24 protein-coding genes are annotated in these 22,998 nt (G+C 63.6%); 13 read left to right on the top strand and 11 right to left on the bottom strand.

All coding sequences use genetic code 11. The features are described from left to right. Positions 1 to 134 precede the first annotated feature (134 nt). Positions 135 to 839 (top strand): response regulator, encoded by a 705-nt coding sequence (locus HU736_RS11160; protein ID WP_103438301.1) that lies wholly within the window; start codon positions 135 to 137, stop codon positions 837 to 839. After that, positions 836 to 2,446 carry an ATP-binding protein gene (locus tag HU736_RS11155; protein WP_186701636.1) on the top strand — a complete coding sequence of 537 codons (1,611 nt, stop codon included), beginning with the start codon at positions 836 to 838 and terminating at the stop codon, positions 2,444 to 2,446. Before HU736_RS11160 ends, HU736_RS11155 begins: the two co-directional genes overlap by 4 nt. On the opposite strand, the gene HU736_RS11150 is transcribed toward HU736_RS11155, so the two are convergent. Then, complete coding sequence (locus HU736_RS11150) at positions 2,443 to 3,144, bottom strand: 4'-phosphopantetheinyl transferase family protein (RefSeq protein WP_103438299.1); 702 nt, start codon at positions 3,142 to 3,144, stop codon at positions 2,443 to 2,445. The two genes, HU736_RS11155 and HU736_RS11150, sit on opposite strands and share 4 nt — an antisense overlap. Positions 3,145 to 3,184: 40 nt before the next feature. Next, positions 3,185 to 3,976, bottom strand: a complete 792-nt coding sequence (locus HU736_RS11145) for a dienelactone hydrolase family protein (protein ID WP_186701626.1) — start codon at positions 3,974 to 3,976, stop codon at positions 3,185 to 3,187. Positions 3,977 to 4,110: 134 nt separating this feature from the next. On the opposite strand from HU736_RS11145, the gene HU736_RS11140 reads away from it, so the two are divergent. From HU736_RS11140 to HU736_RS11125, 4 genes are all read left to right on the top strand, one after another. Continuing rightward, entirely contained in the window at positions 4,111 to 4,716 is a 606-nt protein-coding gene (locus HU736_RS11140) for an outer membrane protein (protein ID WP_101321767.1), read from the top strand. A 121-nt stretch (positions 4,717 to 4,837) separates the two neighbouring features. Then, a complete protein-coding gene (locus HU736_RS11135) occupies positions 4,838 to 5,515 on the top strand; it encodes a response regulator (RefSeq protein WP_101321766.1) in 678 nt (225 codons plus the stop codon). After that, positions 5,512 to 6,858, top strand: a complete 1,347-nt coding sequence (locus HU736_RS11130) for an ATP-binding protein (RefSeq protein WP_186701627.1) — start codon at positions 5,512 to 5,514, stop codon at positions 6,856 to 6,858. Before HU736_RS11135 ends, HU736_RS11130 begins: the two co-directional genes overlap by 4 nt. A 291-nt stretch (positions 6,859 to 7,149) precedes the next feature. Further along, positions 7,150 to 8,475, top strand: a complete 1,326-nt coding sequence (locus HU736_RS11125) for a dicarboxylate/amino acid:cation symporter (protein ID WP_103438296.1) — start codon at positions 7,150 to 7,152, stop codon at positions 8,473 to 8,475. Between the two features lie 71 nt (positions 8,476 to 8,546). Here HU736_RS11125 and HU736_RS11120 read toward each other — a convergent pair whose 3' ends face one another. Together HU736_RS11120 and HU736_RS11115 are read right to left on the bottom strand one after the other, a co-directional pair. Next, entirely contained in the window at positions 8,547 to 9,047 is a 501-nt protein-coding gene (locus HU736_RS11120) for a SprT family zinc-dependent metalloprotease (RefSeq protein WP_347402159.1), read from the bottom strand. 124 nt (positions 9,048 to 9,171) lie between these two features. Further along, entirely contained in the window at positions 9,172 to 9,771 is a 600-nt protein-coding gene (locus HU736_RS11115) for a Yip1 family protein (protein ID WP_101321762.1), read from the bottom strand. A 285-nt stretch (positions 9,772 to 10,056) separates the two neighbouring features. Between HU736_RS11115 and ttcA the strand changes: the two genes are divergently transcribed. After that, positions 10,057 to 10,881 (top strand): tRNA 2-thiocytidine(32) synthetase TtcA, encoded by an 825-nt coding sequence (ttcA, locus tag HU736_RS11110; RefSeq protein ID WP_181089940.1) that lies wholly within the window; start codon positions 10,057 to 10,059, stop codon positions 10,879 to 10,881. Positions 10,882 to 10,884: 3 nt separating this feature from the next. Beyond that, positions 10,885 to 11,556: a DNA-3-methyladenine glycosylase I gene (locus tag HU736_RS11105; RefSeq protein WP_103438293.1), complete on the top strand. Its 672-nt coding sequence runs from the start codon at positions 10,885 to 10,887 to the stop codon at positions 11,554 to 11,556. Positions 11,557 to 11,580: 24 nt separating this feature from the next. On the opposite strand, the gene HU736_RS11100 is transcribed toward HU736_RS11105, so the two are convergent. The 3 genes from HU736_RS11100 to arsC are packed head-to-tail and all read right to left on the bottom strand — an operon-like array spanning position 11,581 to position 12,936. After that, complete coding sequence (locus HU736_RS11100) at positions 11,581 to 11,988, bottom strand: DUF2069 domain-containing protein (protein WP_186701628.1); 408 nt, start codon at positions 11,986 to 11,988, stop codon at positions 11,581 to 11,583. Continuing rightward, positions 11,981 to 12,586: an NAD(P)H:quinone oxidoreductase gene (gene wrbA, locus HU736_RS11095; protein ID WP_186701629.1), complete on the bottom strand. Its 606-nt coding sequence runs from the start codon at positions 12,584 to 12,586 to the stop codon at positions 11,981 to 11,983. The genes HU736_RS11100 and wrbA overlap by 8 nt, the downstream gene beginning before the upstream one ends. Continuing rightward, positions 12,583 to 12,936, bottom strand: a complete 354-nt coding sequence (gene arsC / locus HU736_RS11090; RefSeq protein ID WP_101321758.1) for an arsenate reductase (glutaredoxin) — start codon at positions 12,934 to 12,936, stop codon at positions 12,583 to 12,585. Before arsC ends, wrbA begins: the two co-directional genes overlap by 4 nt. An 87-nt stretch (positions 12,937 to 13,023) precedes the next feature. On the opposite strand from arsC, the gene HU736_RS11085 reads away from it, so the two are divergent. Then, positions 13,024 to 13,491, top strand: coding sequence for a TlpA disulfide reductase family protein (locus HU736_RS11085; protein ID WP_186701630.1), 468 nt, complete (start codon positions 13,024 to 13,026; stop codon positions 13,489 to 13,491). Between the two features lie 45 nt (positions 13,492 to 13,536). Here HU736_RS11085 and HU736_RS11080 read toward each other — a convergent pair whose 3' ends face one another. From HU736_RS11080 to HU736_RS11065, 4 genes are all read right to left on the bottom strand, one after another. Next, positions 13,537 to 13,941, bottom strand: coding sequence for an META domain-containing protein (locus HU736_RS11080; protein WP_101321756.1), 405 nt, complete (start codon positions 13,939 to 13,941; stop codon positions 13,537 to 13,539). Further along, the gene (locus tag HU736_RS11075; RefSeq protein ID WP_101321755.1) at positions 13,938 to 14,375 is read right to left on the bottom strand and encodes a hypothetical protein; all 438 of its coding nucleotides are present in this window, start codon (positions 14,373 to 14,375) and stop codon (positions 13,938 to 13,940) included. The genes HU736_RS11080 and HU736_RS11075 overlap by 4 nt, the downstream gene beginning before the upstream one ends. A gap of 31 nt (positions 14,376 to 14,406) precedes the next feature. Then, the gene (locus tag HU736_RS11070) at positions 14,407 to 15,396 is read right to left on the bottom strand and encodes a 2-hydroxyacid dehydrogenase (RefSeq protein ID WP_186701631.1); all 990 of its coding nucleotides are present in this window, start codon (positions 15,394 to 15,396) and stop codon (positions 14,407 to 14,409) included. An 85-nt stretch (positions 15,397 to 15,481) separates the two neighbouring features. Beyond that, the gene (locus tag HU736_RS11065; RefSeq protein WP_103438290.1) at positions 15,482 to 18,238 is read right to left on the bottom strand and encodes a response regulator; all 2,757 of its coding nucleotides are present in this window, start codon (positions 18,236 to 18,238) and stop codon (positions 15,482 to 15,484) included. Between the two features lie 221 nt (positions 18,239 to 18,459). Between HU736_RS11065 and HU736_RS11060 the strand changes: the two genes are divergently transcribed. The 4 genes from HU736_RS11060 to rlmD all read left to right on the top strand — a co-directional run bounded on the left by HU736_RS11060 (position 18,460) and on the right by rlmD (position 22,904). Beyond that, complete coding sequence (locus HU736_RS11060) at positions 18,460 to 19,173, top strand: response regulator transcription factor (RefSeq protein ID WP_103438289.1); 714 nt, start codon at positions 18,460 to 18,462, stop codon at positions 19,171 to 19,173. 3 nt (positions 19,174 to 19,176) lie between these two features. Next, positions 19,177 to 20,559, top strand: coding sequence for a sensor histidine kinase (locus HU736_RS11055; protein WP_186701632.1), 1,383 nt, complete (start codon positions 19,177 to 19,179; stop codon positions 20,557 to 20,559). A gap of 90 nt (positions 20,560 to 20,649) precedes the next feature. After that, positions 20,650 to 21,549 (top strand): cysteine synthase CysM, encoded by a 900-nt coding sequence (cysM, locus tag HU736_RS11050; protein ID WP_186701633.1) that lies wholly within the window; start codon positions 20,650 to 20,652, stop codon positions 21,547 to 21,549. Next, the gene (rlmD, locus tag HU736_RS11045) at positions 21,549 to 22,904 is read left to right on the top strand and encodes a 23S rRNA (uracil(1939)-C(5))-methyltransferase RlmD (RefSeq protein WP_186701634.1); all 1,356 of its coding nucleotides are present in this window, start codon (positions 21,549 to 21,551) and stop codon (positions 22,902 to 22,904) included. The genes cysM and rlmD overlap by 1 nt, the downstream gene beginning before the upstream one ends. Positions 22,905 to 22,998: the final 94 nt, after the last annotated feature.

Raw genomic sequence — 22,998 nt, 5'->3', positions numbered from 1 at the left:
TTCGTCCTGGCCTGTCTCGGACCAGCGGTGCCGACAGAGCCGATTGGCAGGCGCAGATGTGCGACGTAGTATCCGCGGACAAGGCTACATTCAGGTGACCAGCGGCAGCCCATCCATAACAACAGAGGCCAGGCATGGACCAACCCAGCAACCGCATCCTCATCGTCGAGGACGATCAGCGTCTCGCCGAACTGACCGCCGAGTACCTGCAGGCCAATGGCTTCGAGGTTGCGGTCGAGGCAGACGGCGCGCGCGCGGTGCGGCGCATTCTCGACAGCCAGCCGGACCTGGTGGTGCTGGACCTGATGCTGCCCGGTGAAGACGGCCTGAGCATCTGCCGGCGGGTACGTGGCCAGTATCACGGTGTGATCCTCATGCTGACCGCGCGCAGCGATGAGCTCGATCAGGTTCAGGGCCTGGACCTGGGCGCCGATGACTATGTCTGCAAGCCGGTGCGGCCGCGGCTGTTGCTGGCGCGTATCAATGCCTTGCTGCGGCGCAGCGACAGCCCCGACAGCAAAGTGCAGGCGCTGCGCTTTGGCCCGCTGCAGATCAACAACAGCCTGCGCGAGGCCTGGCTCGATGAGCAGCCGATCGACCTCACCGGCGCCGAATTCGACCTGCTCTGGCTGTTGGCCAGCCATGCCGGCCGGGTGCTGTCGCGCGAGCAGATATTTACCGCCCTGCGCGGCGTCGGTTACGACGGCCAAGACCGTTCGATTGATGTGCGTATCTCCAGGATTCGCCCCAAGATCGGTGACGATCCCATTCATCCGCGGCTGATCAAGACCTTGCGCAGCAAGGGCTATCTGTTCGTGGCTGAGGCGGCGCCGGCCTGATGAAGTCGATTTTTCTGCGTATCTATGGCGGCATGCTGGCGGTGTTGGTACTGGTAGCGGTGCTCGGCGTGGTCAGCCTGCACCTGGTCAACCTGGTGCGCGCCGAGCAGCACCGCGAGCGCCTGGCGCAAGGCACGTTCAGCCTGATGGCCGACAACCTCGCGCCGCAGAACCCAGTCGAGCGCCAGCGCTCGCTGTTGATGTGGGAGCGCCTGCTCGGCGTGCCGTTGGATGTCCAGCCAATGGCCGCGCTGCCCCTCGACGGCGGCCAGCGTGCGCGGCTGTACCGCGACCTGGTAGTGGTCGACAAGACCGGCCCGCATGCCGCACGCGTATTGCGCCGGATCGGTCGCGAAGACCAGCTGCTGGTGGCCGAGGTCAAGCAGATCAGCGAGCAGCTGGCGCGGGCCACGGTGTACCTGCTGGCTGATGAGCTGGTGCGTTATCCGGTCAGCGAACAGCCGCAGCGCCTGGCGCAACTGCGCCAGAGCAAAGGCTTTGGCTTCGATATCGGCCTGCAACGGTTGGAGCGGGCGGCACTGGATGACGACCAGCGCCACCGGGTCGAGGAGGGCGATACGGTGATGGCGCTGGGCAAGGACGGTGATTCGGTGCGGGTGTTTTCCGGCGTGCCCGGCTCACCCTGGGTGCTGGAAATCGGCCCGCTGTACCAGCTCAATCCCTACCCACCGCAATTGCTGATTCTGATCGCGTTTCTCGGTTTGTGCCTGATCGGCCTGGTGGTGTACCTGCTGGTACGTCAGCTGGAGCGGCGCGTGTCCGGCCTGGAAGCGGCGGCCACGCAGATTGCCCAAGGCAGCCTCGATACCCGCGTGCCGGCCGGCGGCGCCGATTCGGTAGGGCGTCTGGCGGCGGCATTCAATGGTATGGCCGAGCACTTGCAGCGCTCGCTGAACATGCAGCGCGAGTTGGTCCGGGCGGTGTCGCACGAGCTGCGCACGCCAGTGGCACGGCTGCGCTTTGGCCTGGAGATGCTCGAAACCGCCAGCACCGATCAGGCGCGGGCCAAGCACCTGGCGGGGATGGACGGCGATATCCAGGACCTCGACAAGCTGGTCGACGAAATGCTCACCTACGCGCGTCTCGAACAAGGCGCGCCAGCCTTGCAGTTTCAGGTCATCGACCTGGATGCCTTGCTGGCGCGGGTCATCACCGAGCTGGCGCCGCTGCGCCCGCAGATAAATGTGCTGCGTGGCCTGTGCCAGGGCGCCGATGAGGACGGCGCCTGGGTCGAAGCCGAGCCGCGCTATCTGCACCGTGCGCTGCAGAACCTGGTCGCCAACGCCATGCGCCACGCCGAGGGCGAAGTGCGCGTTAGCTATCACTTGGGCCAGCAGCGCTGCCGCATCGATGTCGAGGATGACGGCCCGGGCGTGCCGGAAAGCGTCTGGGAGCGCATCTTTACCCCATTCACCCGGCTGGACGACAGCCGCACCCGGGCCTCGGGTGGGCACGGCCTGGGCTTGTCGATCGTGCGTCGAATCATCTATTGGCACGGCGGGCGGGCGGTTGTTGCGCGCAGTGAAGGCTTGGGTGGGGCGTGCTTCAGCCTGAGCTGGCCGCGCCAGCAGGAAGCTGAAGACTAGACGCTGACCAGGCTCAACAGCTGCCCGTGGTTGACGCAGAACTGGCCACTCAGCTCGGCGCCGTGGCGCCATTCAGGCGACAAATCAGTCAGCAAGCGCAGGCGCGCTAGGCCGTCTGCAGACCACTCCAGCAGCTCTGCATGCTCGAAGTAAAAGCGCTGCAGGGTCAGTGGATAGAGCGTCTTGAACAGGCTTTCCTTGAGCGAAAAGGTCAGCGTCACGCTAAGTGCCAGCTGGCTGCGGTCGAGCCGTTGCAGCTCGGCCGGGGTGAGGATCTCTTCGGCGAGGCGTTCGGCGCGGGCTTCATCCAGCAGTGTTTCCTGATCCAGGCCGATGCCTCGGCAGCTGGCAGCATCGGCCACCACGGCGGCGGCCCAGCCTTTGCCGTGGGTGATCGAGCCGCGGATACCTGCCGGCCAGATCGGTGAGCGGTCGGCATGGGTCGCGGGCACATAGTCACGACCGTCCAGTTGCAGCAGAGCGGCGCGCGCGCAGACTCGGCCGGCCAGGTACTCGGCCTGGCGCTTGGCTACGGAGCGCTGGAGGCTGGCGTTGGGCTCGATGCCCGCGCGCTGGAAGTCGTCGGCAGCAAGCCTGGCCGGGTCGAACGCACAACTGACCAGCACCGCGCCGGGGATCGGGCGCGGTAGTGGCCAGTGGTGTTGCAAGGGGGCGCAGCAGGTCGGCAGTCGGTTCATGGCGCTATTGTGCCAGAGCTGGCCATTGCCAGCGCAGCGGTCACTTGAACAGCTTGTCCAGAAACGCCTGCATGTCTGCCCATGAGCTTTTGTCGGCCGCTTGGTCATAGCCGATATCAGGCCCGCCATGCTCGCCATGACTGAGACGGTCGGCATCGGGGTTGCTGAAACCATGCTTGGCGCCGGCGATGCTGACAAACTGATAGTCGGCCTTGGCCTTGTCCATCTCTTCCTTGAAGGCCGCGACCTGCTCCGGGGTGACCATACTGTCTGCCGCGCCGTGCTCGACCAGCACCTTGGCTTTGACGCTGCCGGGGCTGGCCGGAGTCTGCGTGACCAAGGCGCCGTGGAAACTCACCACACCGGCCAGCTCCTCGCCACGCCGGGCCGCGTCGAGCACGACCTTGCCACCAAAGCAGTAGCCAATCGCAGCGAGCTTGTCGGGGTCGGTTTTTGGTTGAATCTTGAGCAGCTCAAGGCCCGCATCGAAGCGCTTGGCAGCTGCTTGCGGGTTCTCCAGCGCCGCCTTCATGAACGCCATTGCATCGGCCGGGTGCTCGGTGTGCTTGCCATCGCCATACATGTCGATTGCCAGCGCGCTGTAACCCAGCCCCGCCAGGTCGCGGGCGCGGCGCTTGGCATAGTCATTGAGCCCCCACCACTCGTGCACTACCACGACGCCCGGCCGTTTGCCGTCAATAGCATCGTCATAGGCGTAATAGCCAATCAGGCGCTTGCCGTCGGCATCCTGATAAGGGATTTCCCGGGTCTGCACCGCTGCTTGAGTAAGGCTGGCGCAACTCAACAAAGCCAGGGCAAACAGATAACGCATGGTCGCAACTCCTTTAGGCGAGGGAAGCGCAGGCTGTTCAGCGGCGGTTCAGGCAGGGTTCAGCCGCGGTTCAGGGCGCCTTGCTTACTCTAGCTTCCAGACCGAAACAGCGCATCCAACTGGAGTAAGAACCCATGAAAACAGTCAATACCCTGCTTGCAGCAATGGCCGTATGTGCCGCCGGCTTCAGCGTTCAGGCCAACGCCGACGACACCTTCGCCAGCCTGACCTACGGCCAGACCAGCGACAAAGTGCGTAAGTCCGGGCTGCTCTCGCGCAGCACCGACAACCTCAACACCGACGGCGTGATCGCCAAGGACGGCACCTGGGGTGTGCGTCTGGGCAAGATGAACAACGAAGGTCGCTACTACATGACCTACGACAACGTCTCCGGTGACCACAGCGGGCTCAAGCTGCGCCAGGAAAACCTGCTCGGCAGCTACGACCTGTTCCTGCCCGTGGGAGACACCACCAAACTATTTGGCGGCGCCAGCCTGGGCGTGACCAAGCTGACCCAGGAGTCCTCCGGCTACAGCCGCGACACCAATTACGGCTACGCTGCAGGCCTGCAAGCCGGCGTTATCCAGGAAGTCACCGACAACGCCTCGGTCGAACTGGGCTACCGCTACCTGCGCACCAACGCCAGCACCGAACTGGTCGAACACGGCGGGCCGAAAATCGGCAGCATGAGCCTGACCAGCAGCGCCCAGACCTATCTCTCGGCAAACTACAAGTTCTAAGGCGTGCTGGTACTCTGTATCGGCGTTTGCAACACACAAGGCTGCTGGCTCGCCAGCGGCCTTGCGCCGTGCCTGCGCCGGAGAGGCAAGACAGCGCCGTGATGGTTATAAGGAGAAAGGCATGAAACTGCTGGTGGTCGAGGACGAGGCGCTGCTGCGCCATCATCTGCACACACGCCTGAGTGAAACCGGCCATGTGGTCCAGGCGGTCGGCAACGGCGAAGAAGCCCTGTACCAGGCAGAGGAGTTCGCCTTTGACCTGGCCATCATTGACCTCGGCCTGCCGGGCATGAGCGGTCTGGACTTGATCCGCCAGCTGCGCAGCCAGGGCAAGAGCTTCCCGATCCTGATTCTCACCGCACGGGGCAACTGGCAGGACAAGGTCGAAGGCCTGGCGGCCGGCGCCGACGATTATGTGGTCAAGCCGTTCCAGTTCGAGGAGCTTGAAGCGCGCCTGAATGCCTTGCTGCGCCGTTCCAGCGGCTTCACCCAGTCGACCATTGCCGCCGGGCCACTGGTGCTCGACCTCAATCGCAAGCAAGCCAGCCTCGACGATCAGCCGCTGGCGCTGACCGCGTATGAATACCGCATCCTTGAATACCTCATGCGTCATCACCAGCAGGTGGTGGCGAAGGACCGCCTGATGGAACAGTTGTACCCAGGCGATGAAGAGCGCGACCCGAATGTCATCGAAGTGCTGGTCGGCCGGCTGCGCCGCAAGCTTGAGGGCGAGCACGGCTTCAAACCGATCGATACCGTGCGCGGCCTGGGCTACCTGTTCACCGAGCGCTGCCGATGATCCGTTCGCTGCGCGTGCGCCTGATGCTGGCGGCGGCGCTGCTGGCGCTGTTGTTCATGCTGGCGCTGCTACCGGCCCTGCAGAAGGCCTTCAGCCTGGCCCTGCAGGAGTCGATCGAACAGCGCCTGGCATCCGATGCGACCACGCTGATCTCCGCTGCGCGTATCGAGCAGGGCCGCCTGCAAATGCCTGATCAGCTCCCGGATGAGCGCTACAACCTGCCTTACACCGGGTTGATCGGCTACATCTTCGACCGCGACGGCAAGCTGGTCTGGCGTTCGCGGGCTACCGCCGACCGCGACATCAATTACCAGCCGCGTTATGACGGCCGCGGCAACGAGTTCGCCCGCATTCGCCAGGACAACGGTGAAGAGTTCTTCGTCTACGACGTGGAAGTAAAACTGCTCGGCGGCAAGAGCGCCGCCTACAGCATCGTTGCCCTGCAACCGGTACGCGAGTATCAGGACACCCTCGAGGGCCTGCAGGAAAAACTCTACCTGGGCTTCGGCGCTGCCTTGCTGGCCTTGCTGGTGCTGCTTTGGGCCGGCTTGACCTGGGGGCTGCGCTCGCTGCGTCGGCTGAGTGTGGAGCTGGACCAGGTCGAGAGCGGTGCTCGCCAGGGCTTGAGCGGCGAACATCCGCGCGAGTTGTTGCGCCTGACCGGCTCGCTCAACCGCCTGCTGCACAGTGAGCGCGAACAGCGTCAGCGCTATCGTGACTCACTGGACGATCTTGCGCACAGCCTGAAAACGCCGCTGGCGGTGCTCCAGGGCGTGGGCGAAAGCATGGGCCACGGCAGTGGCGAGCGCGAGCAGGCGCGAGTGCTGCAGAGCCAGATCGAGCGCATGAGCCAGCAGATCGACTACCAGTTGCAGCGCGCCAGCCTGCGCAAGAGCGGACTGGTTCGCGACCGTGTCCAGCTCGCGCCGCTGCTCGACAGCCTGTGCAACACCTTGGCCAAGGTCTACCGCGACAAGCACGTGGTGATCACCCTGGTCGTCCCTGCGCAGGCGGAAATACCCATGGAGCAGGGCGCCGCGCTGGAGCTACTGGGCAACCTGCTGGAAAACGCCTACCGGCTGTGTCTGGGCCAGGTGCGGGTGAGCTTGAGCGAAACCCCGGACAGCCTGCTCCTGTGCATCGAAGACGATGGCCCGGGTGTGCCGACCGATCAGCGCGAGCGCATCCTCCAGCGCGGCGAGCGGCTGGACCGCCAGCACCCGGGGCAGGGCATCGGCCTGGCCGTGGTCAAGGACATCATCGACAGCTACGACGCCCAGCTGAGCCTGGACGATTCGCCGCTGGGCGGTGCTGCCTTCAGGATCGTGTTCAAGCGCGGCTGACCCCGCGCCCGGGCGGATTCCCGCCAAACCGCCCGTTCATTTCCCGCCAGCGGGCGGAAATCCGCCAGCTCAGGCCCGCCTGGTTGCCCTGTCCTTGGGCATGCCAACCCCTATAGATCAGGCTTTGCACCTCATTCGGGCACTTTGGCATCGCCCTTGCTATTCACTTGGCAGAGGCCTGCAAAGGCAGCTCGAACACAACGACAAATCCCTCCGGGTGCAGGAGGGTTAGCGCTTTAGGTGCCCCCGTCCTGGGAAGGGTGGAAACCGGCACACTCGAGGAAATAAGCCATGACGACTCGTCAGCCGCTGTACAAATCGCTGTATATCCAGGTGTTGGTTGCCATCACCGTCGGTATTCTGCTCGGTCACTTCTATCCTGAAACCGGCGTAGCGCTCAAACCCCTGGGTGACGGCTTCGTCAAACTGATCAAAATGGTCATCGCCCCGATCATCTTCTGTACCGTCGTCAGCGGTATCGCTGGCATGCAGAGCATGAAATCGGTCGGCAAGACCGGCGGCTACGCGCTGTTGTACTTTGAAATTGTCTCGACCATCGCGCTGATCATCGGCCTGGTTGTCGTCAACGTGGTCAAGCCAGGCGCTGGCATGCACATTGATGTCACCACCTTGAATGCCAGCAGTGTCGCTGCCTATGCCGCCGCCGGCGCGCAGCAGACCACTATCGGCTTCCTGCTCAACATCATCCCGAACACCGTGGTCGGTGCCTTCGCCAACGGCGACATCCTCCAGGTGCTGATGTTCTCGGTGATCTTCGGCTTCGCCCTGCACCGTCTGGGCAGCTACGGCCGGCCATTGCTGGACATGATCGATCGCTTCGCTCACGTCATGTTCAACATCATCAACATGATCATGAAGCTGGCTCCGATCGGTGCCTTCGGTGCCATGGCCTTCACCATCGGCCAGTACGGCGTCGGCTCGCTGGTGCAGCTGGGCTACCTGATGGCTTGCTTCTACATCACCTGCCTGGCGTTCATCCTGATCGTCCTCGGTGGTATCTGCCGCGCGCATGGCTTCAGCGTACTCAAGCTGATCCGCTACATCCGTGAAGAGCTGATGATCGTACTTGGCACCTCGTCCTCGGAATCGGCCCTGCCACGCATGCTGGCCAAGATGGAGCGTCTGGGCGCGAAGAAGTCGGTAGTAGGTCTGGTAATCCCGACTGGCTACTCGTTCAACCTTGACGGTACTTCGATCTACCTGACCATGGCTGCCGTGTTTATCGCCCAGGCGACCGACACGCAGATGGACATCAGCCACCAGATCACCTTGCTGCTGGTGCTGCTGGTTGCCTCCAAAGGTGCTGCTGGCGTCACCGGTTCGGGCTTCATCGTCCTCGCCGCGACCTTGTCTGCTGTCGGCCACCTGCCGGTCGCCGGCCTGGCGCTGATCCTTGGTATCGACCGCTTCATGTCCGAAGCCCGCGCCCTGACCAACCTGATTGGTAACGGCGTAGCGACCATCGTGGTTGCCAAGTGGGTCAAGGAGCTGGACGAAGACAAGCTGCACGCTGAACTGGCTTCGGGCGGCTCGCCGCTGACCGACACTCGTCCAACCGATGACCTCGGTGTAGCTGAAGGCCCAGCGCGCTCTTAAGTCATCAGGCAATAACCTGGGGCCGCTCTGCGGCCCCAAGTTCGTCCAACCTCCACAAAACCCTGCCGGCTTCACTCCACCCGCGTCTGCCCGCTATACACCAGCACCTGCCGACAGCGCTTGCACAGATACCGCCGCCCTTGGCGCACCAGCTTGTGCCGCACCGCCGTAAAGGCAAAGTCACTCTCCGGGCACGGGCACTGATAGATATAGCGCGTCGCCGTACGCCGTTGCACCGCATAGTTGTGGCAGCGATTAGGCGGCAGCTCGTAGACCCCGCGCATGATCAACTGCCACTCTTCGCCATGGGCCTGGATACTGTCGCCAAACAACTGATGCGCGACCAGATGCGCCACTTCATGGGCCACAGTCTGGCGCAGAAAATCCTCGTGGTTTTCCCGGTACAACTGCAGATTGAAGCGCAGCAGGTTTTCATGCAGATGGGCAACGCCGGCCTTCTGGCCGCGCAGTTTGAAGCTCACCTGTGGGCGGATGAAGCTCCGTTTGAAGAACGCCTCGGCTTGCTGATAGCAGGCTTCAACGCGGGATTCGAGCAACTCGGGCATGGCGATCAAGGTTCTCCTCAGCCGCGCATTATGCCGCAACCCCCCAGAGGCTGCCGAGCCATCGGTCAGCACACAGTCAAAGGCCGCCTTGCGGCGGCCGGTGACTTGATGCCCCAGTGTTGGTTTGGATCTAGTTGGTATACACAGGCCCCACGCCCAGGCCCCAGATGACCACCGTGGCCGCCATGATCGCCACCAGCACCACCAGGCCTACCGCCAGCACGGAGCTTGAGAACAGAAAGCCTTCATCCGCCGGGATGTTCATGAACGTCGGCAAGCCCACATACAGCAGGAACACCGTGTAACTGATGGCAGCCGTGCCGATCACCATGCCCAGCCACAGGTGTGGGTAAAGCGCCGCCAGCCCGGCGACGAACAATGGCGTAGCGGTGTAGGTGGCAAACGCGATGCAGCGTGCCATCGATGGCGTGGCGTCATAGGTGCGCGCCATCCAGTGGATGAAAGCGCCCATTACCGCGACGCCGATCAGCATCGCCAGGTACGACATCACGCTCATCCAGAACGCGCTTTCAACGGTCAGCATGACCGCCGGTCGGTCACCGATCACCCAGCCGACCTGGGTGGTGCCGATAAACGCTGAAACGACGGGGATGGCCGCCAGAATCAGGGTATGGGTCAAGTACATGTGGCTGATCGATTCTTCCTCGCCACGAATCTCCTGCCACTCTTGGTCGGGATGGGTAAACAGCCCAAGAACGTGATGGATCATACCGGTCACTCCTATGGTCGTTGCCTGACGTACCCCAGATGGAGCACATGCGGCCCGCGGCCAGGCACCGAAGCAAGCGGTAATATGGCCTTAAGTCGCAGTATAGGAAGCACATCCCTGCGCAATAGGCGCTTTTTAGAGCAAATCGCGCTGTCGCCGCAGTTGTTGATTCCGTTGCAGTCTTTGGTCGGCCTGGCGCGGTTAATTGTCGCGAAAGCCTTCGCCCGCGCCGGCTTTATGCGTAAAATGCTCGGCTTTTGTCACACCTCGCGGATTCCAAGCGCTATGGGCACCCTCTCGGTCAACCAGAACAAACTGCAAAAACGCCTGCGTCGTCTCGCCGGCGAAGCCATCACCGACTACAACATGATCGAAGATGGCGACAAGGTCATGGTCTGCCTGTCCGGCGGCAAGGACAGCTACACCATGCTCGATGTTCTGCTGCACCTGCAGAAGGTGGCGCCGATCCAGTTCGAGATCGTCGCGGTGAACATGGACCAGAAGCAGCCAGGCTTCCCCGAGCATATTCTGCCTGCCTACCTGAAGACCCTGGGCGTCGAGTACCACATCGTCGAGAAAGACACCTATTCGGTGGTCAAGGAACTGATCCCGGAAGGCAAGACCACCTGCTCGCTGTGCTCGCGCCTGCGCCGCGGCACGCTGTACACCTTTGCCGATGAAATCGGCGCGACCAAGATGGCTCTTGGTCACCACCGCGACGACATGGTCGAAACCTTCTTCCTGAACATGTTCTTCAACGGCTCGCTCAAGGGCATGCCGCCCAAGTTGCGTGCCGATGATGGCCGCAACGTAGTGATCCGGCCGCTGGCCTACTGCAGCGAGAAGGACATCCAGGCCTACTCGGACATGCGCGAATTCCCGATCATCCCGTGCAACCTGTGTGGCTCGCAGGAAAACCTGCAACGTCAGGTGGTCAAGGAAATGCTCATCGACTGGGAGCGCAAGCACCCAGGCCGCACCGAGAGCATCTTCCGCGCGATGCAGAACGTGGCGCCGTCACAACTGGCCGACCGCAACCTGTTCGATTTCACCAGCCTGAAAATCGATGAAACCGCGGCGCCGCGCTTCCTCGATGTGGTGAACATCTGACCCATGCGCGATTATCAGTGGCTGCATGAGTTCTGCCTGAATCGCTTCGGCTCGGCCAAGGCCCTCGAAGCGTACCTGCCACAACCGCGCACCCCGGCGCAGTTACGTGACATCAGCGACGACCGCTACTTGTCGACGCTGGCGCTGCGGGTATTTCGCGCAGGCCTCAAGCACAGCCTGGTAGATGCCAAGTGGCCGGCCTTCGAGCAGGTGTTCTTTGGCTTCGAGCCGGAAAAGGTGGTGCTGATGGGCGCCGAGCATCTAGAGCGGCTGATGCAGGACGCGCGCATCATCCGCCACTTGGGCAAGCTCAAAAGCGTGCCACGCAACGCGCAGATGATCCTCGACATCGAAAAACAGCACGGCAGCTTTGCCAGCTTTATCGCCGACTGGCCGGTGACCGATATCGTCGGCCTGTGGAAGTACCTGGCCAAGCATGGCAATCAGCTCGGCGGCCTGTCCGCACCGCGCTTTCTGCGCATGGTCGGCAAGGATACCTTTATCCCCACCGACGACATGTCAGCCGCGCTGATCGCCCAGGGCGTGATCGACAAGGCGCCGACCAGCCAGCGTGATCGTGCGCTGGTGCAGGAGGTGTTCAATCAGTGGCATGCCGAAAGTGGCCGGCCACTGTGTCAGCTCTCGGTGATGCTGGCGCACACCGTCAACCATTGAGCCGCGTCTATCGGTAGCGGCCTGTCATTCGCCCGCAAGCCGCCGTTCATGCTGAAACTTCCAGCGCACGTATAACAGTGCGCTGACGAACAGGCCCAGGCTCACCAGGGTCTCCATCCAGCCAAACAGCGCCCGCGCTGGGTCGAACGCCGCTAGCACGCCTTTGATGAAGTAGATATTGACCACGAAGCAGGTCCACGCATGGGCCCGTGCGCTGCCCATCAGCATGCCTGGCAGCACCAGCAGCAGCGGGATCAATTCGACCGCAAGGATCACCTCGACCCGTGCCCCATGCAGGTTGGCAAACCACAGGTTATTGACCAGCAGCAGGGCGACCAGGCCGACCAGGCAAGCCAGGCTCAGCGCGCGGGTAAGGCGCAGCCGCGGTGCCAGCCAGGTCAGCGCTGGCAGTGGCTTGGCACGCTTAGCCACGCGCGCCACCCAAGGCCTTGGCCGTGCTCGCCAGGCGTTGCCCGAGTGCTCGGCACAGGGCTATTTCGTGGCTGTCCAGCTCGCGCTTGCCGTCGGCGCCGGCATGATGACTGGCGCCGTACGGGGTACCACCACCGCGGGTTTCCAGCAGCGCCGACTCGCTGTAGGGCAGGCCGGTGATGAGCATGCCGTGGTGCAGCAGCGGCAGCATCATCGACAGCAGGGTAGTTTCCTGACCACCGTGCAGGCTGGCGGTGGAAGTGAACACTCCGGCCGGCTTGCCGACCAGTTCACCACCCAGCCACAGGCTGCTGGTGCCGTCGAGGAAGTACTTCAGCGGCGCCGCCATGTTGCCGAAGCGGGTCGGGCTGCCCAAGGCAATCCCGGCGCAGTGGCGCAGGTCGTCCAGGCTGGCGTACAGCGCACCGCTGGTTGGGATATCGGGAGCCACAGCTTCGCATTCGGTGGAAATCGCCGGCACGGTCCGCAGGCGCGCTTCCAGGCCAGCCATCTCGACGCCGCGGGCAATATGCCGGGCCATCTCGCTGGTGGAGCCGTGCCGGCTGTAATACAGCACCAGGATATAGGGCTCGCTCACGGCAGGATCTCCAGCACTTTTTCCGGTGGGCGGCCAATCACAGCCTTGTCACCGGCCACAAGGATCGGCCGTTCGATCAGTTTGGGATGGGCAACCATTGCCGCGATCAGCTGTGCTTCGGTCAATGCCGGATTGGCCAGCTCAAGGGCTTTGTATTCGTCTTCACCGCTGCGCAGCAGTTGCCGCGCGCTGATGCCGAGCTTGCCCAGCAGCGCCGTCAGGGTAGCGGCATCCGGTGGCGTCTCCAGGTAGCGCACGATGTGTGGAGCAAGGCCGCGTGCTTCGAGCAGCTCGAGGGCGCCGCGGGATTTCGAGCAGCGCGGGTTATGATAGAGAGTCAGATCAGTCATGACGGGTCGCATCCAGCTGGGTGTGGCGGCTATTCTAACCGCTGCGGCTGAATTACAGGTTTGAAATACTTCGAGAAGGATTGACCCATGGCAAAGCGTTTGGCGGCGGCACTGGCCATCACTGCAAGCCTGTTGCTCGGCGGTTGCGGTGCCGATTATGGCGTGGACCAGCACGGCAATACGGTAAAGGCCGAGCAGATCGAGGGGCAGTGGCTGGTGCTCAATTACTGGGCAGAGTGGTGTGGCCCATGCCGTACCGAAATCCCCGAACTGAATGCCGCCGCCAAGCAGTGGCAGGCTGATGGCATCAAAGTGATCGGGGTCAACTACGACGGGTTGCAGGGCGACGATCTCAAGCAAGCCTCGCAAACCCTGGGCATCGACTTCACCGTGCTCGCCCAGGACCCGGCCGAGCGCTACGAGCTGCCGCGCAGCGAAGCCTTGCCGGTGACCTACATCATCGACGATAAGGGCAAGGTGCGTGAGCAGCTGCTCGGCGAGCAGACCCTGGGTGGACTGCAGGCCAAGATCAAGGCACTCAAAGGCGGCGCCTGACGATCAAGCGGGACCGCCAGCGCGGTCCCGCCCAAGCCAGCACACTCAGCTTTCTTCAGGCCAGAAGCGCAGCGGCTTACCTTCAGCCGGCCAGAAACGGATCTGCTCGATTGCCGACACATCCCAGCGCTGCACGGTCTCCAGCGCCTGCAGGAAGCGCTGCTCCTGTTCCATCAGCGCGGGCGCGCAGAGCTTGCGGGTCTTGCCGACCTTGCCGAAGCTGAGCTCGTCGCCCTTGAGGGTGTACGGCGCAAACCAGTGGTTGCAGCCGGCATTGCCATAGGCGCGGCCGTCTTCACCCAAAGTCAGGGTCAGGTTGCTGTAATCCATCAGCGGGCGCTCACCGATCCACTCCAGCACATAGCCTTGGTCCTGGCGCAGCGCTGACGGCTGCGAGGCGCAGCCCAGCAAGCTGCCGGCGATCAACAGCGCGCTCAGCAGGTTTTTCACTGGGCGCTCTCCTGGCAGCGTGGGCACACATGCTTGTCGCCCTTGCTGGCCCAACCCAATGCCGCTACGCGCTCGCTGGCGGCTGGCTTGTGGCCTTTGCTGCCGAGCTTGGCGTCCACGGCAAATTCGAAGTCGAGCACGGCTTCACAGCTGTCGCACTTGATCTGCCAGTTGAGAATCGCCAGCTCCTTGAACGCCGGGCCGCTGGCCACGGCAACCCACTGGCCGCTCGGGTTGATCAGGTGACGCACGCTTTCGACGGTCAGGCGCATGCTCAGGTCTTTGCTGCCCTTGAGCGTCACCAGCAGGACATCGTCCTTCTGGATCGAACCACCGTTACCGGTCACCTGGTAGCGCCCCGGCACCAGCGCGCGGCATTCGATCAGGGTGTGTTGCGGGTTGAATAGGGTATAGCGGAAATCGTGCTCGACCATGGGTCCTCCAGAAATGCCGCGTATCCTAGCATCAACTTGCGAGCAGATTCTGCGGCTTGCCTGCCGCCCAGCAGATGATGTTGTCCAGGGTGGTGTTGGCGATCGCCTGCAGCGCCTCATGGGTGAGGAAAGCCTGGTGGGCGGTGATGATCACATTGGGGAAGGTCAGCAGCCGCGCCAGCACGTCATCCTGCAGCGGCTGGTCGGAGCGGTCTTCGAAAAACAGCTGGGCTTCTTCTTCGTAGACGTCCAGGCCCAGATAACCCAGCTGGCCACTCTTGAGCGCATCAATCAGGGCCGGGGTGTCGACCAGCGCGCCGCGGCCGGTATTGATCAACATGGCCCCGGGGTGCAGCGCCGCCAGGCTCTGGGCATTGATCAGGTGCCGGGTATGCTCGGTCAGTGGGCAGTGCAGGCTGACGATGCGCGCCTGGGCCAGCAGCTCGGGCAGCTCCAGATAACGCGCGCCAAGGGCGAGCATGGCCGGGTTGGGGTAGGGGTCATACGCCAGCAACTGGCAGCCGAAGCCGGCCATGATCCGGGCGAAGGCCAGGCCGATCTGGCCGGTGCCGATCACCCCGACGGTCTTGCCGTGCAGGTCGAAGCCGGTCAGGCCATGCAGGGTGAAGTCGCCTTCGCGGGTGCGGTTGTAGGCCCGGTGCAGGCGCCGGTTGAGGGCCATGATCAGCGCTACGGCGTGCTCGGCCACCGCGTGCGGTGAGTAAGCCGGGACCCGCACCACAGCCAGGCCCAGGCGCGCGGCTGCGACCAGGTCGACATGGTTGTAGCCGGCCGAACGCAGCGCGATCAGGCGCGTGCCGCCGGCCGCCAGGCGCTCCAGCACGTCGCTGTGCAGCTCGTCGTTGATGAACGCGCAGACCACCTCGTAGCCATCGGCCAGCGGCGCGGTGTCGACGGTCAGGCGCGCAGACTGATAGTGCAGGTCCAGGTCGCTGTCGCGGCATACCTGGCTGAAGCTTTCCTGGTCGTAGTGCTGGCTGCTGAACAAGAGAATGCGCATGGCAGAGGTCCTTTGCGGCTGAGCAGGGCAGTGTAGCCAGCCTGGCGTGGGGCGTATTGACCCAGGCCAGCGTAGCTGGCGCGGGTCACACGCTCAGCTGAGCCTGCTCGGCTAACCGTTCGATAGCCTGGTCGAGTTCATCAAGCGCCTGCATGGCCTGCGGGCTGTCCTGCTTGAGCAGGGTTTCACTGCGCTGGCAGGCCGCACGCAACTGCGGCACGCCGCAGTAGCGCGAGGCGCCATTGAGGCGATGTACCCGCTCGATCATCGCCTCGCGATCACCCGCCACCCGCGCCACCTGAATGGCTACGCGATCAGACTCCAGCGAATCGAGCAACATGCGCAGCATGTCCGCTGCCAGATCAGCCTTGCCGGCTGCCAGGCGCAAGCCTTCTTCGGGGTCGAGCACCTTCAGCTCGCTGCTTTCCGGCAACCGCTCCAACGGCTGCTCCTGCTGCGGTGGGGCCAGGTTGAGGCCGGTCCATTTCATCACCACCTGGGCCAGCTGGCGCTCGCTGATCGGCTTGGTCAGGTAGTCATCCATGCCGCTGTGCAGCAGGGCGCGTTTCTCGTTGGCCATGGCATGCGCGGTAAGGGCGACGATGGGCAGCGGGTTGCCGGTCTGGCCGCTTTCCCACCTGCGGATCTGCTCGGTGCAAGCGCGGCCGTCCATGCCCGGCATCTGCACGTCCATCAGCACCAGATCGAACGCTTCGTCCTGCACCGCCTCGACCGCGGCATAGCCGTTGTCGACCGCCAGCACTTCGGCGCCGAGGCCCTCGAGCAGTGTCTGTACCAGTAGCAGGTTGGCTGGGTTGTCGTCGACGCAGAGGATCTTCGGCATGCGCTGGCTGCCCGGCATACGCACTTCGCTCAGCTGCCGGCGCGGCTGGATCAGCTCCAGCAGCAGCCGGCGCAGCTTGCGCGTGCAGGTAGGCTTGGACAGCAGCTGGCCGTGCGGGTTGGGCAAGCTGGGATGATACAAGCCCTGCTCGGTGGTCGGGCAGAGCACCACGCACAGGCATTGCAGGCGTTCCAGCTGCTGGTTGTACTGGCCGAGCAGCTCGGGCGAGAGGTTGTTCAGGTTGGCGCCGAGCACGGCAAATTCGAACGGTTGCCCGGCCTGATGGGCGGCTTGCACGCCTTGCACCAGTTGCTCGAACGAGGCGAACACGCTGACACTCAAGCCGCAGTCCTGCAGCTGGTGCTCCAGCGCCTGGCGGGCCAGCTCATGGCCGTCGACGATGGCCGCACGGCGACCCAGCAGCGCTTGCAGCGGCAGTTCCGAGCCATCGTCGTGGGCCTTGGGCAGATTGAGGCTGATCCAGAACTGCGAGCCCTCGCCGGGCGCGCTGTCGACGCCGATTTCGCCGCCCATCTGCTCGATCAGGCGCTTGGAGATGACTAGCCCAAGGCCGGTACCGCCGGGCTGGCGCGACAAGGAGTTGTCGGCCTGGCTGAAAGCCTGGAACAGCGTGCGCACGTCCTGCGGGGTAAGGCCAATGCCGCTGTCCTGCACGCTGATGCGCAGCTGCACATGTTCACCCTGTTCGTCTTCGAGCATCGCCCGCACGACGATAGTGCCTTCGCGGGTGAACTTGATCGCGTTGCTGACCAGGTTGGTGAGGATCTGCTTCAAGCGCAGCGGGTCACCGATCAGCGACAGCGGCGTATCCCGATAGACCAGGCTGAGCAGCTCGAGCTGTTTGGCGTGGGCGGCTGGGGCGAGAATGGTCAAGGTGTCCTGGATCAGGTCACGCAGGTTGAACGGGATGCTGTCGAGCACCAGCTTGCCGGCCTCGATCTTGGAGAAATCGAGTATCTCGTTGATGATCCCAAGCAGGTTGTCGGCAGACTGCTCGATGGTGCCGAGATAATCCAGCTGACGCGGCGCCAGTTCGCTCTTCTGCAGCAGATGGGTAAAGCCGAGGATGCCGTTGAGCGGGGTGCGGATCTCGTGGCTCATGTTGGCGAGGAACTCGGACTTGATCCGGCTGGCCTCGAGGGCCTCCTTGCGTGCCATGTCCAGCTCGATGTTCTGGATTTCGATGGTTTCCAGGTTCTGGCGCACGTCTTCGGTGGCCTGGTCGATGCTGTGCTGCAATTCTTCATGGGCGCTGTGCAGGGTCTCGGCCATGCGGTTGATGCCAGCCGCCAGCTCGTCCAGCTCATGGCTGCCCATGGCCGGCAGGCGCGCTTCGAGGTTGCCGTCCTTGAGCTGAGTGACCGCCTCCTTGATCCGCCTGATCGGGTCGTTGATGGTGCGGCTCATGCGCAGGGCGACCAGTGCGGTCACGATCAGGCAGGCGAGAATCAGCAGCACGCTGGTGAACAGGTTGCGGTAACCGCGCAGCAGGGTGCCGTCATGCGACAGCTCGATTTCCACCCAGCCGAGCAGGCGCTCGGCTTCAGCCGGCACTGCGTCAGCGGCCAGGTCGCGGTGATGGCCGAACACCGGCATCAGGTAGCGGGTGGCGTCATTGCCAGTGCGTTGCAGCAATTGCGTGCCGCTGCCGCCGCTGGGCGGCTGGTTGAGCATGCTCGGCCCGGCATGGGCCAGCTGGGTGCGCTGTGGGGTCAGGAACACCACCGCGCGCACGTCGCTTTGCTCCAGCGCCTGGCCGGCAATCCTTTCCAGCTGGTCAGTGGCATGGCGGGCGAGGGCGGGCGCCGCCAGCGGCGCCAGTTGTTCGGCAATCATCTTGCCGCGCTGGAGCAACTGGGTACGCAGCTCGTTTTGTTGCAGCCAGGTGAAATAGATGCCCAGCACCAGTGCCATCAAGGTAGCCGGCAGCAGCGCCAGCAACATGACCCGGCTTCTGATTCCCAAACGATCGAGCACACTCGCCTCCTGTGATGTGCCTGATGGCCGTCGCCGAGCGGGACGGAATAGTTGCCGAACGTTACTCCGGCTGCGGGCGTAAAGCGATCATTTCAGCGCCCCAGGCGGGCTGGCAGGCTGCGCTTGCAGCTGGAGGCGCTAATGGTTTGGTCGTAATCCAGTTGCCTAGCCTTGAGTTACTGGCCAATAATCGCGTAATTGAGAATCAATGCCAGAAGCCAATGAATCCCGTAGCCATTCACCACTCAAACATTCTCGCCATCGAAGACGACCCGGTCCTCGGCGCCTACCTGCACGAAGAATTGCAGCGCGGTGGGTTTCAGGTGACCTGGTGCCGCAACGGCCTTGACGGTCTGGAAACAGCAGGCCGGCAGGTGTTCGATGTGGTCCTGATGGATATCCTCCTGCCGGGGCTGAACGGCCTCGATGCACTCGCGCAGCTGCGACGCAAAAGCGCTACGCCAGTGATCCTGATGTCGGCCCTGGGCGCTGAAGCGGACCGTATCACCGGCTTTCAGCGCGGCGCCGATGACTATCTGCCCAAGCCCTTCAGCATGGCCGAGTTGCAGGTGCGCATCGAGGCGATCCTGCGCCGGGTTGAGCTGGAGCGCCGGCGCCAGGCACCGCAACCTGTCGATCCAGGCGAGCTGCGCTTTGATGACGCTATCAGCGATGTTTGCCTCGGCTCCAACTGGGCCGGCCTGACCCCCAGCGAATATCGCCTGCTGGACACCCTCTACCGCAGTCCGGACGAGGTGCTGAGCAAGCCCCTGCTGTATCAGCAAGTGTTGCAGCGGGGTTACTCCCGCCACGATCGCAGCCTGGACATGCACGTCAGCCAGATCCGCCGCAAGCTCAAGGCGGTCGGTTACCACGAGCGGCAGATCGTCACCGTTTGGGGCAAAGGTTATGTGCTCAGCGCCGGCGAGGGCTGAACCATGCTCGATCGACACTCGTTGTTCTGGCGCCTGGCGATTTTGCTGGTGGGCTTTTGCCTGTTGATGATCGGCCTGAGCTACAGCTGGGGCCGCTACATGGAAACCCAGAACGCATTTCTTTCCAAGCCCGCCCAGCAACTGCTGCAGGCCTACGCGGTCGAGGCTGAGCAGGCCTGGCACGAGGGCGGCCAGGCCGGCATCGATCAATGGTTGCAAGGCATGCGCGCCCGTGAGCAGGGCTTTGTCGGCGTCATCAACAGCCACCTGCACAGCTTGAGCAGCATCCCGCTGACGGCCGAACAGACCCAGCGCCTGACCCGCCTGCGCCAGGTCGACTGGCCGATGAGCCGACGCAGTGTCGATCAACCGTGGCTGCGCTTGCCGTTCACCGACCCCGCCGCGCAGGCCATGCTGGTCATCGAATTGCCCAAGCGGCTCAATCCTGGACAGTACCTGTGGCTGTGGCGGATCCTGATCAACGGCGTGATTCCCGGCCTCTTCACCTTGCTCCTGTGCGTCGGCTTGTACCGCATGCTGATCGTGCCGTTGAACCAGCTGCGCGAGCAGGCCAATGCCTGGCGCGCCGATCAGCTCACGGCGCGGCTGGACGCGACCACCATGGGCCGGCATGACGAGCTGGGTGAGCTGGCGCGTGCGTTCGACCAGATGGCCGAGCGCCTTCAAGGCACAGTGGCCTTGCAGCAACAACTGCTGCGCGACCTGTCCCACGAAATGCGCACGCCGCTGAGCCGCCTGCGGGTGGCCGGCGATGGCGAGGCTGACCTTGGGCGCCTGCGCGAGCGCGTCACGCGGGAGGTCGATTGCATGCAGCACCTGGTCGAAGACACCCTGCAACTGGCCTGGCAGGACGCCGAACGGGCGCCGATGAACCTCGAACCGATCCAGCTGCAGGCGCTGTGGGACATGCTCGCCGAGGATGCCTGCTACGAAAGCGCCTGGCAGCCTGCACGTCTGCGCTGTGAATTGCCGGCCACGTGCTGGGTGCAGGGCAACCTCAACCATTTGGCTCAGGCCGTGGAAAACCTGCTGCGTAATGCCATTCGTCATTCGCCTGGCGACGGCGTGATCACCCTCGGCGGCCGGCGTGAGGGCAGTTACTGGCGGATTTGGCTGGAAGACCAGGGCGGCGGCGTGGCCGAGGACGATCTGGAGCGTATCTTCGCGCCGTTTTCGCGACTGGACGGATCGCGCCCCGGCGACGGCGGTTTTGGCCTCGGCCTGAGCATCGCCCGCGGCGCCATTCAACGCCAGGGCGGGACGCTGTGGGCCGAGAACGGCAAACGCGGCCTGCGCCTGTGCATGCGCCTGCCTGCACACGTCGAAGCGAGCGAATCGGCGCCGGCACAGCTGCTATATAGCTGACAGCTATATCGACCACAGATTGCGTGATATGGCCGGCAAGGGAATGCCGGTATGATAGGCGCCCCTGTCGTTTTGATTGCGAAAGACACCATGACTCTGCAGTACCCAACCATCGCCGATTGCGTCGGCAATACGCCTCTGGTTCGCCTGCAGCGCCTCGCAGGTGCGACCAGCAATACCTTGTTGCTCAAGCTCGAAGGCAACAATCCGGCCGGCTCGGTCAAGGACCGCCCGGCACTGTCGATGATCACCCGCGCCGAACTGCGCAACCAGATCAAGCCCGGTGACAGCCTGATCGAAGCGACCTCCGGTAACACCGGCATCGCCCTGGCCATGGCTGCGGCGATCAAGGGCTACAAAATGATCCTGATCATGCCCGACAACTCCACTGCCGAGCGCAAGGCAGCCATGACCGCGTATGGCGCCGAGTTGATTCTGGTGAGCAAGGAAGAGGGCATGGAAGGCGCCCGCGATCTGGCCGAAAAGCTTCAGGCCGAAGGCCGCGGGTTGATCCTCGATCAGTTCGCCAACGGCGACAACCCGTTGGCCCACTACACCAGCACCGGCCCAGAGATCTGGCAGCAGACCCAGGGCAGCGTCACTCATTTCATCAGTTCGATGGGCACCACCGGCACCATCATGGGCTGCTCGCAGTACCTCAAGGAGCAGAACCCGGCGGTGCAGATCGTTGGTCTGCAGCCCATGGACGGCTCATCGATCCCCGGCATCCGGCGCTGGCCTGAGGAATATCTGCCGAAGATATTCGACGCCACTCGAGTTGATCAGGTGATCGACATGTCCCAGGCTGAAGCTGAACACGTCACCCGCCGCCTTGCCCGTGAAGAGGGCATTTTCTGCGGTGTGTCCTCTGGTGGTGCGGTGGCCGGCATGTTGCGCCTGTCGCAGCAGGTGGAAAACGCCGTGATGGTCGCGATCGTCTGCGACCGCGGTGATCGTTATCTTTCCACTGGCCTGTTCGACGCGACCTGATGACCAAGAAAAGTAAAGGCGGCCTGCGCTTCCAACCGGCCGGCGGCGATCGTGCTGCGCAAATTCCCGTAGGCAAGAAGCAGCGCCTGGACATTGAGCGCCTGGCCGGTGATGGCCGCGGCATCAGTTTTCATGAAGGGCGTACCTGGTTCGTCAGCGGCGCCCTGGCCGGCGAAGCGGTCGAAGCGCGGGTGCTTGGTGCCCGTGGCAAGATCGTCGATGCGCGCCTTGAACGGGTCCTGCAAGCCAGCCCCGAGCGGCGCCCGGCGCCGTGCCGGCACTATGATCGTTGTGGCGGCTGCAACCTGCAGCACTTGCCGCACGCCGAGCAGCTGGCGCTCAAGCAGCGCATGCTCGCCGAGCAGTTGCAGCGGGTGGCCGGGATCCAGCCAGAGCAATGGGCAGCGCCGTTGTCCGGGCCTGAATTCGGCTACCGCCGACGCGCGCGGATTGCCGTGCGCTGGGACGTCAAGAACCGTCAGCTGGAAGTCGGTTTCCGTGCCGAGGCCAGCCAGGCGATCATCGCCATCGACGAATGCCCGGTGCTGGTACAGCCCTTGCAAACGATCCTGCGGCATTTGCCGACGGTGTTGCGCAGCCTGAACAAACCGCAGGCGCTGGGCCATGTCGAGTTGTTCAGCGGCAGCGCCGAGGCCGTCTTGCTGCGCCATGTGGCGCCGCTCCCGGAAGACGACCTTGCACGGCTGCAGGCCTTCTGCAAAGAGGCGGGCGCCCAGCTATGGTTGCAAGGGGAGGGTGAGCCTGCGCCGGTCGAGGCCGGGCAGAGCCTCGGTTTCACTTTGCAGCCGTGGCAGATGCAGCTAGCGTGGCGCCCGGGCGATTTTGTTCAGGTCAACGCCCAGGTCAATGCGGCCATGATCGAGCAGGCCCTGGCCTGGCTCGCACCGCAGCCTGACGAGCGTGTGCTGGACCTGTTCTGCGGCCTGGGCAACTTTGCCCTGCCGCTGGCCAGGCAGGCCCGCGAAGTGGTGGCGGTGGAAGGCGTGCAGGCGATGGTCGAGCGGGCGGCAGCCAATGCTCGTGACAATAATGTGCATAACGCGGCGTTTTTTCAGGCCGATTTATCTCAACCTCTGGCAGGTGCCGAATGGGCCGCCGAGGGTTTTTCTGCGGTACTCTTGGACCCACCGCGCGACGGTGCTTACGAGGTGGTGCAAGGCATCGCCCGCCTCAAGGCCAAGCGGCTGGTGTATGTCTCGTGTAACCCGGCGACGCTGGCGCGTGACGCGCAGGTGCTGGTCGCCCAAGGGTACCGGTTAACAAGGGCCGGGATTCTCGACATGTTTCCTCAGACGGCGCATGTCGAAGCCATGGCGTTATTCGAAGTGGGCTAGCCAACGCTGGCCCTCTTGGTGCGGCTTCCAGGGAATGGTAGGCGCACGGTGATTGTCAGTGCGGCCATGGGCTGCGCTGTATGGAAAGGTAAAG

Origin of the sequence: Pseudomonas shirazensis (assembly GCF_014268785.2) — a bacterium.
In the GTDB taxonomy this organism is placed as follows: domain Bacteria; phylum Pseudomonadota; class Gammaproteobacteria; order Pseudomonadales; family Pseudomonadaceae; genus Aquipseudomonas; species Aquipseudomonas shirazensis.
The sequence above is the reverse complement of the archived record's forward strand: the minus strand, read 5'-3'. Positions and strand labels throughout refer to the sequence as shown.

Excerpts from the sequence above, each read along its gene's own strand:
- HU736_RS11160 (WP_103438301.1), top strand. The coding sequence starts at position 135 with ATGGACCAACCCAGCAACCGCATCCTCATCGTCGAGGACGATCAGCGT.
- HU736_RS11150 (WP_103438299.1), bottom strand. The coding sequence starts at position 3,144 with ATGAACCGACTGCCGACCTGCTGCGCCCCCTTGCAACACCACTGGCCA.
- HU736_RS11145 (WP_186701626.1), bottom strand. The coding sequence starts at position 3,976 with ATGCGTTATCTGTTTGCCCTGGCTTTGTTGAGTTGCGCCAGCCTTACT.
- HU736_RS11140 (WP_101321767.1), top strand. The coding sequence starts at position 4,111 with ATGAAAACAGTCAATACCCTGCTTGCAGCAATGGCCGTATGTGCCGCC.
- HU736_RS11135 (WP_101321766.1), top strand. The coding sequence starts at position 4,838 with ATGAAACTGCTGGTGGTCGAGGACGAGGCGCTGCTGCGCCATCATCTG.
- HU736_RS11130 (WP_186701627.1), top strand. The coding sequence starts at position 5,512 with ATGATCCGTTCGCTGCGCGTGCGCCTGATGCTGGCGGCGGCGCTGCTG.
- HU736_RS11125 (WP_103438296.1), top strand. The coding sequence starts at position 7,150 with ATGACGACTCGTCAGCCGCTGTACAAATCGCTGTATATCCAGGTGTTG.
- HU736_RS11115 (WP_101321762.1), bottom strand. The coding sequence starts at position 9,771 with ATGATCCATCACGTTCTTGGGCTGTTTACCCATCCCGACCAAGAGTGG.
- ttcA (WP_181089940.1), top strand. The coding sequence starts at position 10,057 with ATGGGCACCCTCTCGGTCAACCAGAACAAACTGCAAAAACGCCTGCGT.
- HU736_RS11105 (WP_103438293.1), top strand. The coding sequence starts at position 10,885 with ATGCGCGATTATCAGTGGCTGCATGAGTTCTGCCTGAATCGCTTCGGC.
- arsC (WP_101321758.1), bottom strand. The coding sequence starts at position 12,936 with ATGACTGATCTGACTCTCTATCATAACCCGCGCTGCTCGAAATCCCGC.
- HU736_RS11085 (WP_186701630.1), top strand. The coding sequence starts at position 13,024 with ATGGCAAAGCGTTTGGCGGCGGCACTGGCCATCACTGCAAGCCTGTTG.
- HU736_RS11075 (WP_101321755.1), bottom strand. The coding sequence starts at position 14,375 with ATGGTCGAGCACGATTTCCGCTATACCCTATTCAACCCGCAACACACC.
- HU736_RS11070 (WP_186701631.1), bottom strand. The coding sequence starts at position 15,396 with ATGCGCATTCTCTTGTTCAGCAGCCAGCACTACGACCAGGAAAGCTTC.
- HU736_RS11060 (WP_103438289.1), top strand. The coding sequence starts at position 18,460 with ATGAATCCCGTAGCCATTCACCACTCAAACATTCTCGCCATCGAAGAC.
- HU736_RS11055 (WP_186701632.1), top strand. The coding sequence starts at position 19,177 with ATGCTCGATCGACACTCGTTGTTCTGGCGCCTGGCGATTTTGCTGGTG.
- cysM (WP_186701633.1), top strand. The coding sequence starts at position 20,650 with ATGACTCTGCAGTACCCAACCATCGCCGATTGCGTCGGCAATACGCCT.
- rlmD (WP_186701634.1), top strand. The coding sequence starts at position 21,549 with ATGACCAAGAAAAGTAAAGGCGGCCTGCGCTTCCAACCGGCCGGCGGC.